The organism is Winogradskyella aurantia, from assembly GCF_002266855.1.
GTDB lineage: Bacteria > Bacteroidota > Bacteroidia > Flavobacteriales > Flavobacteriaceae > Winogradskyella > Winogradskyella aurantia.
The window spans coordinates 257,092-268,607 of the sequence record NZ_NGJN01000002.1 but is presented as its reverse complement, the minus strand read 5'-3'; the positions used below and the strand labels follow the sequence as shown (position 1 = coordinate 268,607).

The 11,516-nt window shown below is 36.9% G+C and carries 15 protein-coding genes; 10 read left to right on the top strand and 5 right to left on the bottom strand.

Going from position 1 to position 11,516, the window contains the following annotated elements; all coding sequences use genetic code 11:
• Positions 1-24: 24 nt before the first annotated feature.
• Positions 25-984, top strand: a complete 960-nt coding sequence (locus CA834_RS04605; protein WP_094967497.1) for a hypothetical protein — start codon at positions 25-27, stop codon at positions 982-984.
• Here CA834_RS04605 and CA834_RS04600 read toward each other — a convergent pair.
• Positions 981-1,538: a Smr/MutS family protein gene (locus CA834_RS04600; RefSeq protein WP_094967496.1), complete on the bottom strand. Its 558-nt coding sequence runs from the start codon at positions 1,536-1,538 to the stop codon at positions 981-983. The genes CA834_RS04605 and CA834_RS04600 overlap by 4 nt on opposite strands.
• Positions 1,519-1,746 carry a hypothetical protein gene (locus tag CA834_RS04595; RefSeq protein WP_094967495.1) on the bottom strand — a complete coding sequence of 76 codons (228 nt, stop codon included), beginning with the start codon at positions 1,744-1,746 and terminating at the stop codon, positions 1,519-1,521. The genes CA834_RS04600 and CA834_RS04595 overlap by 20 nt, the downstream gene beginning before the upstream one ends.
• 93 nt (positions 1,747-1,839) lie before the next feature.
• Here CA834_RS04595 and CA834_RS04590 point away from each other — a divergent pair, with 93 nt between their 5' ends.
• A complete protein-coding gene (locus CA834_RS04590; protein WP_094967494.1) occupies positions 1,840-2,139 on the top strand; it encodes a DUF2752 domain-containing protein in 300 nt (99 codons plus the stop codon).
• Positions 2,140-2,147: 8 nt separating this feature from the next.
• On the top strand, positions 2,148-2,492 hold the full coding sequence (locus CA834_RS04585) for a CCC motif membrane protein (protein WP_094967493.1): 345 nt from the start codon (positions 2,148-2,150) through the stop codon (positions 2,490-2,492).
• A gap of 67 nt (positions 2,493-2,559) precedes the next feature.
• On the opposite strand, the gene rocD is transcribed toward CA834_RS04585, so the two are convergent.
• Complete coding sequence (rocD, locus tag CA834_RS04580) at positions 2,560-3,840, bottom strand: ornithine--oxo-acid transaminase (protein ID WP_094967492.1); 1,281 nt, start codon at positions 3,838-3,840, stop codon at positions 2,560-2,562.
• 204 nt (positions 3,841-4,044) lie between these two features.
• Between rocD and rlmD the strand changes: the two genes are divergently transcribed.
• The 4 genes from rlmD (at position 4,045) to CA834_RS04560 (ending at position 7,397) form a co-directional block, all read left to right on the top strand.
• Entirely contained in the window at positions 4,045-5,499 is a 1,455-nt protein-coding gene (gene rlmD / locus CA834_RS04575; RefSeq protein WP_094967491.1) for a 23S rRNA (uracil(1939)-C(5))-methyltransferase RlmD, read from the top strand.
• Entirely contained in the window at positions 5,500-6,060 is a 561-nt protein-coding gene (locus tag CA834_RS04570; protein ID WP_094967490.1) for a DUF6452 family protein, read from the top strand. It begins immediately after the preceding gene.
• Complete coding sequence (locus tag CA834_RS04565) at positions 6,041-6,784, top strand: DUF6048 family protein (protein ID WP_094967489.1); 744 nt, start codon at positions 6,041-6,043, stop codon at positions 6,782-6,784. Before CA834_RS04570 ends, CA834_RS04565 begins: the two co-directional genes overlap by 20 nt.
• An 88-nt stretch (positions 6,785-6,872) precedes the next feature.
• Positions 6,873-7,397, top strand: a complete 525-nt coding sequence (locus CA834_RS04560) for a DinB family protein (protein ID WP_094967736.1) — start codon at positions 6,873-6,875, stop codon at positions 7,395-7,397.
• Between the two features lie 101 nt (positions 7,398-7,498).
• Here CA834_RS04560 and CA834_RS04555 read toward each other — a convergent pair whose 3' ends face one another.
• Both CA834_RS04555 and CA834_RS04550 read right to left on the bottom strand, forming a co-directional pair.
• Positions 7,499-8,446, bottom strand: a complete 948-nt coding sequence (locus tag CA834_RS04555; RefSeq protein ID WP_094967488.1) for a phosphoribosylaminoimidazolesuccinocarboxamide synthase — start codon at positions 8,444-8,446, stop codon at positions 7,499-7,501.
• A gap of 33 nt (positions 8,447-8,479) precedes the next feature.
• On the bottom strand, positions 8,480-9,433 hold the full coding sequence (locus tag CA834_RS04550; protein ID WP_094967487.1) for a PhoH family protein: 954 nt from the start codon (positions 9,431-9,433) through the stop codon (positions 8,480-8,482).
• A gap of 110 nt (positions 9,434-9,543) precedes the next feature.
• On the opposite strand from CA834_RS04550, the gene CA834_RS04545 reads away from it, so the two are divergent.
• From CA834_RS04545 to gldF, 3 genes are all read left to right on the top strand, one after another.
• Entirely contained in the window at positions 9,544-10,413 is an 870-nt protein-coding gene (locus tag CA834_RS04545; protein ID WP_094967486.1) for an SAM hydrolase/SAM-dependent halogenase family protein, read from the top strand.
• Between the two features lie 76 nt (positions 10,414-10,489).
• Positions 10,490-10,786, top strand: coding sequence for a putative quinol monooxygenase (locus CA834_RS04540; protein WP_094967485.1), 297 nt, complete (start codon positions 10,490-10,492; stop codon positions 10,784-10,786).
• Positions 10,787-10,791: 5 nt separating this feature from the next.
• Complete coding sequence (gldF, locus tag CA834_RS04535; protein WP_094967484.1) at positions 10,792-11,514, top strand: gliding motility-associated ABC transporter permease subunit GldF; 723 nt, start codon at positions 10,792-10,794, stop codon at positions 11,512-11,514.
• Positions 11,515-11,516: the final 2 nt, after the last annotated feature.

The window sequence follows — 11,516 nt, the reverse complement described above, 5'->3', positions numbered from 1 at the left end:
GTTATTTTTGTTCAAAACTTCTTTATGATGCGCCGTTTTTTAATTGTGTTCGTCCTATTCGGACTGTTTGGCTGTGACGATGGTGATATTATTACTTTTGAACTGGATTTTGACGGTGATTTAAGTCGCTGCGAAAATAATCTGGAGTCCTACTTAATCTTCGATGTTAAAGATGATCCTAGTGAAACCTTATCCTTAATTATAAATAGAAGTGCCGAAAATGAAGCATTGTTCAGAGAACCTACGCCAGAAGGCGAACCTGCTGAACTAGTCATTAATGGCAGCAATATAAGGTTCTTATTTAGAACCTATAACCGCACCCCTACTGATGCTGAAATGTGCGGGGTCATTTCTCCGGGAGATTTAATTATCTTGGAAGACTACGAAGCAACCACAGGTAGGGTTTTTGTTGAAGTCACTGTCGAGGATGATGACAATGATGGCATACCATCAATATTTGAAGGACGTGGTGAGCCTGATGCCAACGGTAATTATCCCAATGCCCAAAATTCAGATGATGATATTTATCCTGATTACCTGGATGCGGATGATGATAATGACAATATACCAACAGAGTTTGAAATAATTACTAGTGACGGCGACTTTGACCCGGCGGTTAACTTTATAAATACCGATGAGGCCTTAGAAAATCAGTTAGGTCAAGAAAATATTCCTAACCATTTAGATCCAGATGACGATGGTGACTCAGTTCCTACACGTCTAGAAGACATGACTGACCAAAGAGACCCTCGAGACTTAATGAATCGTGTTATAGATGAAAATGGTGAAAACGTCTTCCGCTATTTGTACTTTGAGGCTATGGATAGCTTTCCGGATTTTGGATTGAGGGATGACTATTTTTATACAAGGTCAGTTGACATGCGCTTTACCATTACAGAAATAGACTTAGATGTTCTTAGACAGGATGTTTTAGATTTTGGAACCTTTAGATATGACTTCGATATAGATCAGGAAATCGACTAAGCTTCTACATTCTGAAAAATCCTTACCTCGGTAGCACCTAAGCCATAGGTCTTATAGTCAGCATCGTAGTGCTCTACATTATTGTAACGGCCAAAAAGTGTCTCTAGCTCCTGTCGAAGTACCCCCTCGCCCACACCATGTATAAACACAACTTTCGGAATACGCTGTCTTATCGCAAACTCTAATTGCCCCCTAGCGGTGTCGAGCTGTAGGTTCAACATATCAAAATTTGTCATTCCTCTTGTAGAATCGGTCAAATGATGAATATGTAAATCCACCACGAATTTTGGCGCCTGGCGTTCTTTGGGGTTTACCTTGGGAATTGACCTTCGTTTTTTATCTTCTTTTTCCCGTTTTACGGATTCTAAATCAGTATTATAGATGGCCGTCTCAATATCTGCTTTAGATTGCTTTAACATCAATTCGGTAGCTTCAAACTGAAATTCAAAACCGTCCTCATCTTCAATAAAGACATTTTTCCCATCGATTTTGGTCACTGTACCTGATATGGCATCATCAATGGCCTCGACTGTATCACCTATTTGTATCTTCATCGCTATCCTCAGATTTAATGAAAGACGTTTCCTCTTCCTTATCGTATTTACTCGGTATATTTCTAGACATCCTATATATACCAAGCATTAAAAGTACTATACCTCCTATTAATAAATAAGTGTTTTGCCGTTCTTCAGCTTGGGCATAAATAGCTATGGCACCGCCAATTACGATAAAAATAAAATTGATTGTTCTAGAAAACGTCATTAGAATTGTCTTTTTTGTTAATACAAAAGTACGGTATAGAATAATTATAGGTATTCTAGCCCATCATTATTAGCAAATTATTATTTTAGCTTTATGTCTAGCATTCTAAAAAGTCTTGAAGACTACATGATTCCGTGCCTAAACAAAAAACTGTTTGGGTTTGAATGCATGGGCTGTGGACTACAGCGTTCAGTGCTATTGGTACTAAAAGGTGAATTTGCTGAGGCCTTTTTAATGTATCCTGCTATCTACACGCTAATAGCACTTGTGGCATTCATTCTAATAAACAGCTTTAAGAATTTGAAGAACGGTTTTAAAATAATTACTATTTTGGCTGTAACCAACGTAATAATCATTATTGCTAGCTATCTTATTAAACTTTATCTTAAATAACATACTTTATGGAACAACAAAAACTAAACCCAACAACCGTTTATATACTTGCCATAATTGGCCTTTTATGTTGCTGCTTTGGTGGTCTCGGTGTCTTTTTAGCTGGCCCAGCCTTCTTGGTAGCTCAAAGCAATCTTAAAAAAGTTGCTGAAAATCCAGAAAGCTACGACCAAGGTAGTGTTAGAGCTATGAGTACAGCAAAAACCGTGGCTTTGGTTATATTAATCATCAATGGTCTGTTTTTGGTCTATAACATATATGACTTAGCTTCCGGTGGTTGGGAAGAAAGACAACGTATTATGGAGGAATTAATGAAAGGTTTTGAAGAGGGTGCTAAAGCACAAGGAGAATAAGGACTATAAAAAAGCGATTTTCTTTATTGAAAATCGCTTTTTTCTATACTCTATTTTTTAACTAAAACTATCCTTCAAATTCCTGCAAGGTTTTAGTAATTATGGAAACACATTCCAATAATTGATCTTCTGTCATTACCAAAGGTGGGGCAAAACGAATAATATTACCATGCGTTGGTTTCGCCAATAGCCCATTATCTCTCAATTTTAAGCAAATATTCCAAGCGGTATCGCTATCCTCATCATCATTGATTACTATGGCATTGAGTAAACCCTTACCCCTAACTAGTTGTACAATACCACTTGTTTTGATGTATTTATTCATTTCAGCACGGAAGAGCTTGCCTAAATAATCGGCATTTTCAGCTAGCTTTTCATCCTTCACCACTTCCAGGGCCGCAATAGCTACCGCAGCGGCAATGGGATTACCACCAAAAGTACTTCCGTGATTTCCAGGCTGAATAACATTCATAATCTCATTATTTGCCATCACTGCAGATACTGGATATAACCCACCACTAAGCGCTTTTCCTAAAACCAAAACATCTGGTTTTACATCAGGCGTACCAGAACAATCCTTATTCTCACAAGAGCAATTGCCACAGGAGGCCAATAGGCGTCCGGTGCGGGCAATACCCGTCTGTACTTCATCAGCAATGAACAATACATTATATTTTTCGCACAAGGCCTTGGCCTCACGCAAGTAGTTTTCACTTGGTACATAAACACCGGCCTCACCTTGTATGGGCTCAACTAAAAAGCCCGCTACGTTAGGGTTGGTACTTAATACAGTCTCCAACTCCTCAAGGTTATCGTATTCTATTTTGATAAATCCACCCGTATAAGGCCCAAAGTTTTTACGTGCTACAGGATCATTTGAAAATGATACTATTGTCGTTGTACGTCCGTGAAAATTGTTTTTACAAACAACTATTTCTGCTTTGTTTAAATCTATGCCCTTAACCTCATAGGCCCATTTCCTGCATAGTTTAATTGCAGTTTCTACCGCCTCTGCCCCAGAATTCATGGGTAACATTTTATCAAACTTAAAATATTCAGTGGCATATTTTTCATAGCGCCCTAGCATATCATTATAAAATGCGCGTGACGTTAACGTAAGACGCTGTGCCTGTTCGGTCATAGCATTTACTATTTTAGGATGACAATGCCCCTGGTTTAAAGAAGAGTATGCCGAAAGAAAATCGTAATATTTTTTTCCTTCAACGTCCCAAACAAAAACTCCTTCTCCTTTACTGAGCACCACCGGTAATGGATGATAATTTTGGGCTCCGTATTTATTTTCTAGTGCCATCGCCTCTTGCGATGAAATGTGGTCTAAAACAGCCATTTTCATAAGATTTTAAAGTGAATAAAAAGCTATTTCTTATCTACCTTTATCCTTCCGAAGTCTCGAAAATTCAGCGTGGGAAAGAAATCATCCCTGAGAGCACGCAAATTAATAATTCTTTAGATAATACCATCTTGTTTTAAGGAACAATTCACATCTCAGTTCTAACAAATGCGATTATCTTTGCAATCTAATTTCTATATAATGCCGAAACGCGAACGAAATAAATTTGTTAAACGAGGACAAGTCCTTGATATCTTAATCGAGGACTATGCCTTTGGAGGAAAAGGTATTGGACGCATTAGAAATGAGAAAGGAGAGTTTGTGATTTTTGTACCCAACACACTTCCAGGCCAATTCGTCAAAGCACAAGTGAAAAAGTCGAGCAAATCCTACGCTGAATGTAAACTCTTAGAGGTTTTAGAACCTTCAGAAGATGAAGTGGAAATGCCATTTCAAACTATACCTGGTGCACCATATATTAACCTACCTATAGATAAACAGCACGAGTATAAAATCAAAAGTACCTTTGAACTATTTAAGCGTATAGGAAAAGTTACAGATATAGCCTCTAAATTCGATGAATTAGTGAGCTCACCAAATACCTTCCATTACCGAAATAAAATGGAATATGGTTTTTCTGCCATTGGTTATGACCATGAAAAAAAAACTGATGTCGATGAGTTTACCCTAGGGTTTAAAAAACGTGGTACATGGTGGTGTGGTGATAATCTTAATAAGGATTCAGGTTTGTTTGATGCCGAAGTAGAAAATCAACTTAGGGAAATTAGAAAATACTGTGAAGCTACTGAACTACAACCGTGGCACGCACCTAAAAAAGAAGGATTTTTTAGGTATCTTGTAGTTCGGAAATCCTATGAAACCAATAAACTACTCTTTAATCTTGTAACTACCTCCCACGACCTTCCTCAATTCAACCTAAATAATTTCGCAGATTTTCTTGTACAATTATTTGGCAATCGCGTCGCAGGATTATTACATACCATCAATGACGAAATTGGGGATAGAACCATCGCCACTACTGGCAGTATACAGTTAGTGTATGGAGAAGACAAAATTGTAGAAGAGCTTTTAGGACTGAATTTTGAAATAAGTATGAAGAGCTTTTTTCAAACCAACCCAAAATGTGCTGAAAAACTCTACGCGAAAGTTATTGACTATGCTTTAGAGCAGAAAGATGCTGTTGATAATTCCGTGGTGCTCGATTTATTCTGTGGCACCGGAACCATTGGGCAAATATTAGCAAGTAAAGCTCAAAATACACAAATCGTTGGTGTAGATATAGTAGCTTCTGCAATTGAAGATGCTAAAGAAAATGCAAAGCGTAACGATATTAAGGGACTTAAGTTTTATGCTGCAGATGTCGGTAAATTTTTAAACGAGCATCCTAAATATACCAATAAATTAGGGACTATCATTTTAGACCCTGCAAGGGCTGGTATTTCTCCTAAAACCCTTAAAAAAATAATAAATCTCAACGCAAAACGTTTGGTTTATGTATCTTGTAATCCTGCTACCCAAGCACGCGACACTGAGCAATTGATTCAGGCCGGATATCATTTAAAAAAAATAAGCCTGGTAGATCAGTTTCCGCACACAGCACATATTGAAACCGTAGTTTTGTTTGACAAAAAATAAATGAAAAAGTTAAATGTTATTATACTTTTTATCATCACTGCTCTTTTAGGATGTGAACGCGATGATATTTGTGCTGAAGGGACACCCACCACACCACGCTTGATTATTGAGTTCTATGATTTTTCAAATCCAGAGCAACTTAAAAACGTTGTAAGATTGACGGCCTATGGGGAAGGATTGGTCCTTGATGAAAATGGGAATCCCACGCAGCCAGAAACAGCCTCTGATGCTACTTTAGTTTTTAATAGTAATAGTAACAACTTGGCTCTACCGCTTCTTGTAGAAAATGAAGGTACCATTGTTACAACTACCTATATTCTCGAAAACGAGACCAACTTGCGTTTAGACAACAATCCAGATACCGAGTCTAATATAGATATCATTGAAATTTCCTATATACCAAGGTTTGATTATGTATCCAGAGCTTGCGGCTATAAAAGTATATTTCAGGATTTGGATATTAATCTCATTTCAGATGACGCAAATTGGATTACGGATATAGATGTTATAGAATCTACCATTGACAACGAAAACACAGTACATGTCCAGATTTTTCATTAATACCATAGTCTTTACACTTCTGTTTTCAGTAGTATCCTTTGCACAAGGAGATAAAGAAACCATTAAGGACACACTTGTTTTTAAGCAGAAATATGGTCTTCGTTTAGGTGTTGACATAAGCAAACTCGCACGAACTTTTTTTGAAGATGACTATACTGGAATTGAGATTATGGGAGATTACAGATTAACAAAACGCCTCTATTTAGCCGGTGAGTTAGGCAATGAAGAACGCAAAGTTGAAAATGAAGTATTGAGCAATACCACTCAAGGAAGCTATTTTAAAGGTGGTATTGACATGAATTTTTACCAAAACTGGTTAGATATGGAAAATATGATCTATGGCGGATTTCGTATCGGTGCGAGTACCTTTAGTCAAACACTAAATAATTATAATATCTACGACGTCAACAATCAGTACTGGAATCAACAATTCACAGTGGAATCGCCTCAAGAATTCGATGGCCTTACGGCCCTTTGGGCAGAGTTAATAGTTGGCTTAAAAGCAGAGTTATTCAATAATTTCTTTGCTGGAATTAACGTACAATTAAAATTCTTAGTTTCTGAGACCTCTCCAGAGAATTTTGAAAATCTTTATATCCCGGGCTTTAACAGAACCTATGATAGTGGTCGATTTGGTTCTGGTTTTGGGTTTAATTTATCTTACCTCATTCCAATATTTAAAAAGGATAAGATTATAGTTCAAGAAGTTGAATCGGATAATTAATCCTATTACATTTTCACTCTTTAAAAGCGTTTTTCAAGTTGATTGTATTAAAATAATTACCTATCTTTTCTATGATAAAATCATATTTATGGAAAAGGATACCATTGCCGATTTAATTGACCAGAAGTACAATGCCCTTATAGAGTGGATAGAAAATCATCCTGATGAGTTATGGACTCAAGGACCTGAGGGTAAATGGACAACGGGCCAACATGTGCTGCATTTACTGCAAAGTATTACACCACTTAACAATGCCTTAAGTCTTCCAAAGTTTTTTGTGCGGTATAAATTTGGAAAAGCCAATAGGCCCGTTCGTGACTATGATGCCATAATAAAAAGATATAAAGAACGCTTAGCAGAGTCGCAAGGAAAGACCTTTAAAGGGTCTCAGAATATGAAAGTCCCTAACCTGACAGACAAACATTACTTGATCAACCGTATTCAAACGGAAAGTAAGAAGCTTCAATACAAAACCAAGAAAATCTCAAATGAGAACTTAGACACTTTAGTGTTGCCACATCCTTTAATGGGTAAAATGCCGGTTAGAGAAATTATTATGTGGTCTGCTTACCATGTAGAGCATCATTTGGAGACCTTGAAAAACAACTACTAAAAAGTGTCATTTCTTTTTATTCTATTTCTATTGCTAGCTGACCAATTTATCAGAAGAAATCAATGCTCTAGACAGCATTCGATTTGACAACTTCCATTAATTCATTTTAGATATGCCAAAACATTAGCCTCTATCCTGCCTTGTATATCAGACACATCTGCTTTAACAAAGGTTTCTCCGGTTATATTTTCATAGAGCTCTATGTAACGTTCACTTACGGTTTCGATATAGGAATCACTCATAAAAGGTACGGATTGCCCCTCTAATCCCTGAAAGCCGTTAGCAATAAGCCATTGTCTTACAAACTCTTTAGACAGTTGCTTTTGTGCTTCACCTTTGGTTTGGCGTTCTTCGTAGCCATCGGCATAAAAATAACGCGATGAATCTGGTGTGTGTATTTCATCAATTAAGACAATTTGTCCATCTTTTGTTTTACCGAACTCATATTTGGTATCAACTAGAATCAGGCCACGCTTTGCAGCAATCTCGGTCCCGCGTTGAAATAATTTTCGTGTATAATCCTCAAGCACCACATAGTCTTCCTTAGAGACAATACCTCTTTTGAGTATATCTTCCCTTGAAATATCTTCATCGTGATTACCATGTTCTGCTTTTGTAGCAGGCGTAATGATTGGTTGAGGAAACTTATCATTTTCATTCATGCCATCTGGCATTGTCACACCACATAATTCGCGTTTGCCTGCCTTGTATTCTCTTGCGGCATGACCAGACATATAGCCACGTATGACCATTTCAACCTTAAATGGCTCACATAAATGACCAACCGCCACATTAGGATCTGGTGTAGCCACTAACCAATTAGGTACTAAATCCTCAGTTGCTTTCATCATTTTAGTAGCAATCTGATTAAGAATTTGACCTTTGTAAGGAATCCCTTTTGGCATCACTACATCAAAAGCACTAAGTCTATCCGTAGCTACCATAACCAAGAGTTCGTCATTAATATTATAAACTTCCCTTACCTTTCCCTTGTAAACACTTTTCTGATTGGGAAAATTAAAATTGGTATCAATAATCGTATTGCTCATTTTATTATCATCTAAGGTATTACGGGTCTTGGATTAATCCCTGTTTTCTATGCTCTTATAAGCTGCAATGACTTTCTTTACGAGTTTATGTCTTATAACGTCCTTATCATCTAAATAGATCATCCCTATGCCTTCTATGTTCTTAAGCACGAGCAGCGCCTCCTTTAATCCAGATATGGTTCGGCGCGGCAAATCGACCTGACCTGGATCACCGGTTAATAAAAATTTAGCATTCTTTCCCATACGGGTTAAAAACATTTTCATTTGGGAATGTGTTGTATTCTGCCCTTCATCTAAAATAACAAATGCATTATCAAGGGTTCTACCACGCATAAAGGCCAATGGGGCAATTTGAATAACCCCTTTCTCTATATAGCTATCTAATTTTTCATGTGGTATCATATCCCTGAGTGCATCATATAAAGGTTGCATGTAAGGATCGAGCTTTTCCTTTAAGTCGCCGGGTAGGAACCCTAAGTTTTCTCCTGCCTCAACCGCTGGGCGCGTTAAAATGATGCGTTTTACCTCTTTATTTTTCAATGCCTGGACGGCAAGAGCTACTCCTGTATAGGTTTTACCGGTACCAGCAGGTCCAATGGCAAAAACCATGTCGTTCTTACGGATGCTCTCTACCAATTTACGCTGATTCACCGTCTGGGCTTTAATGAGCTTACCGCCTACACCATGGACAATAACATCACCGCTGGTTGCAGAAGTCGTGTAATCATCACTACTTTGACTCGTCAGTACGCGTTCTATTACATTTTCATCCAATTTGTTGTACTTGCCGAAGTGCTGCATAAGCATCATCATTCTTCGGTCAAATTCCTCTAACAGGTCCTCATCACCATAGGCTTTAATCTTATTGCCTCTGGCTACAATTTTAAGTTTAGGAAAGTACTTTTTAAGGAGTTCGATATTCGCATTTTGGGCACCGAAGAATTCTTTGGGAGTTATTTCTTCAAGTTCAAGGATAAGTTCGTTCAAAAGCCTGTTTGATTTAGTGTGTTAATCTGTTTTCTTTTCTTAGTTTTGTGTGTACCAAATCTAACAATTTTACAAGGACAGTTCTAGAAAAAATTATCAACAATTAATACATGGCAATAATCACTTTAACGACTGATTTTGGAGAGAAAGACCATTTCGCTGGAGCCATTAAAGGTGCTATTTATAGCGAACTTTCCGATGTTAGGATTGTTGACATATCACATTCTATTTCACCCTTTAATATTTCAGAAGCTGCCTACATCATTTTAAACGCCTACAGCAGTTTTCCAAAAGGAACCATACATATTATTGGAATCGATTCTGAGCTAAACCCTGAAAACAAGCACATTGCGGTAAAATTAGACGATCATTACTTTATATGTGCTAACAACGGTATAATGAGTATGATAACTACCGAAATCACTGCGGAAAAAATTGTTGAGATTAATATTCATGATAAAATAGAAACCAGTTTTCCTGTTTTAGATGTTTTTGTTAAAGTAGCCTGCCATATTGCTAGAGGAGGCACTCTTGAAATTATTGGTAAAGTTATTAACACTATAAAACCAATAAAAAACTTGACCCCTTTTGTGAATGACGAGAGAAATCAAATCATTGGTACGGTGATTTATATTGATAACTATGGCAATGTGGTGACCAATATTAAACGTAAGTTTTTTGAAACCATCCAAAAAACAAGGAAGTATGAGATTTCAGCACGAAGTCATAAATTCAATAAAATACTGAATAAGTACAGTGACGTTGTAAATTTCGATATTGAGGAATCCAAACGCAACGATGAAGGCAAGGGATTAGTGGTGTTTAATTCCTCGGGTTATCTAGAAATTGCCGTTTATAAAAGCAATTGCGATACTGTGGGAAGTGCTTCAACTCTTATGGGCTTAAAGACTATGGATACGGTTACAGTTAATTTTTTGCCCATCCACAGTCCCGTGAAAACCTTAACTAATCAAGTTTAGCAACATAAAATAAAAATGGTAAGGCCTTAGGGTATCATCAGATTTGTTTAAAATATTTCGGTTACAAAAGAACAGCATGTTAGTACGAATTGTAAAAATGAGCTTTAAAAGGTCTAAGGTTGAGGAATTCAAAGAGAATTTCAATCAAAATAAACAAGCTATCAGGGATTTTAAAGGCTGTGATTATTTGGAATTATATCGCGACAGGGACCATTCCAATGTGTTCTTTACCTATAGCTATTGGCAGTCTGAAACTGATTTAAATACTTATAGAAATTCAGAATTATTTAAGCAGGTTTGGTCCAAAACAAAGGTTTTATTTGATGCTAAACCACAGGCTTGGAGTCTTGATAGACTCTACAGTTTAAAATAAAATACATGATTGCAATTTTAAAAAAAGAAATAAGTACGTTTTTCGCTTCACCTATTGCCTATTTGGTCATTGGGCTATTCTTACTTTTAAATGGCCTTTTTCTGTGGGTCTTCAAAGGTAATTTTAATGTTTTTGATAACGGTATTGTTAGTCTGTCATCATTCTTTTTATTAGCTCCTTGGATACTTATCTTTCTCATTCCAGCGGTGACCATGCGTAGTTTTAGTGACGAAAAAAAACAAGGTACCTTAGAGCTTTTAGTAACAAAACCCATTACGCATTTTCAAATTGTGCTCGGTAAATATTTTGGCGCTCTTTCTTTGATAGTCATAGCCCTTATACCAACAATACTATATGTTTATACAGTTTCTCAATTGGGCAACTCAGGACAAGCCCTAGATTTGGGGAGTACTATCGGTTCGTATTTTGGTTTATTGTTTTTAGTAGCAGCGTATACGGCTATCGGAATTTTTTCTTCGGCCCTTTCTGACAATCAAATTGTAGCGTTTATTATTTCCGTCTTTATTTGTTTCTTTTTATACTTTGGTTTTGAAGGCTTATCAAATTATGACGTCTTTGGAGATCTTGTGTACATGGAGAATTTGGGCATGTCTGCCCACTATAAAAGTATGAGTCGAGGGGTTATAGATACTAGGGATTTAATTTATTTTCTAAGTGTAACGTTTGCGTTTTTATTTTTTACCAAACTTAAGATACAAAAACACTAATA

Bases quoted from the DNA above. Each gene is read 5' to 3' on its own strand.
- CA834_RS04605 (WP_094967497.1), top strand. From the start codon at position 25: ATGATGCGCCGTTTTTTAATTGTGTTCGTCCTATTCGGACTGTTTGGC.
- CA834_RS04600 (WP_094967496.1), bottom strand. From the start codon at position 1,538: ATGAAGATACAAATAGGTGATACAGTCGAGGCCATTGATGATGCCATA.
- CA834_RS04595 (WP_094967495.1), bottom strand. From the start codon at position 1,746: ATGACGTTTTCTAGAACAATCAATTTTATTTTTATCGTAATTGGCGGT.
- CA834_RS04590 (WP_094967494.1), top strand. From the start codon at position 1,840: ATGTCTAGCATTCTAAAAAGTCTTGAAGACTACATGATTCCGTGCCTA.
- CA834_RS04585 (WP_094967493.1), top strand. From the start codon at position 2,148: ATGGAACAACAAAAACTAAACCCAACAACCGTTTATATACTTGCCATA.
- rocD (WP_094967492.1), bottom strand. From the start codon at position 3,840: ATGGCTGTTTTAGACCACATTTCATCGCAAGAGGCGATGGCACTAGAA.
- rlmD (WP_094967491.1), top strand. From the start codon at position 4,045: ATGCCGAAACGCGAACGAAATAAATTTGTTAAACGAGGACAAGTCCTT.
- CA834_RS04570 (WP_094967490.1), top strand. From the start codon at position 5,500: ATGAAAAAGTTAAATGTTATTATACTTTTTATCATCACTGCTCTTTTA.
- CA834_RS04565 (WP_094967489.1), top strand. From the start codon at position 6,041: ATGTCCAGATTTTTCATTAATACCATAGTCTTTACACTTCTGTTTTCA.
- CA834_RS04560 (WP_094967736.1), top strand. From the start codon at position 6,873: ATGGAAAAGGATACCATTGCCGATTTAATTGACCAGAAGTACAATGCC.
- CA834_RS04555 (WP_094967488.1), bottom strand. From the start codon at position 8,446: ATGAGCAATACGATTATTGATACCAATTTTAATTTTCCCAATCAGAAA.
- CA834_RS04545 (WP_094967486.1), top strand. From the start codon at position 9,544: ATGGCAATAATCACTTTAACGACTGATTTTGGAGAGAAAGACCATTTC.
- CA834_RS04540 (WP_094967485.1), top strand. From the start codon at position 10,490: ATGTTAGTACGAATTGTAAAAATGAGCTTTAAAAGGTCTAAGGTTGAG.
- gldF (WP_094967484.1), top strand. From the start codon at position 10,792: ATGATTGCAATTTTAAAAAAAGAAATAAGTACGTTTTTCGCTTCACCT.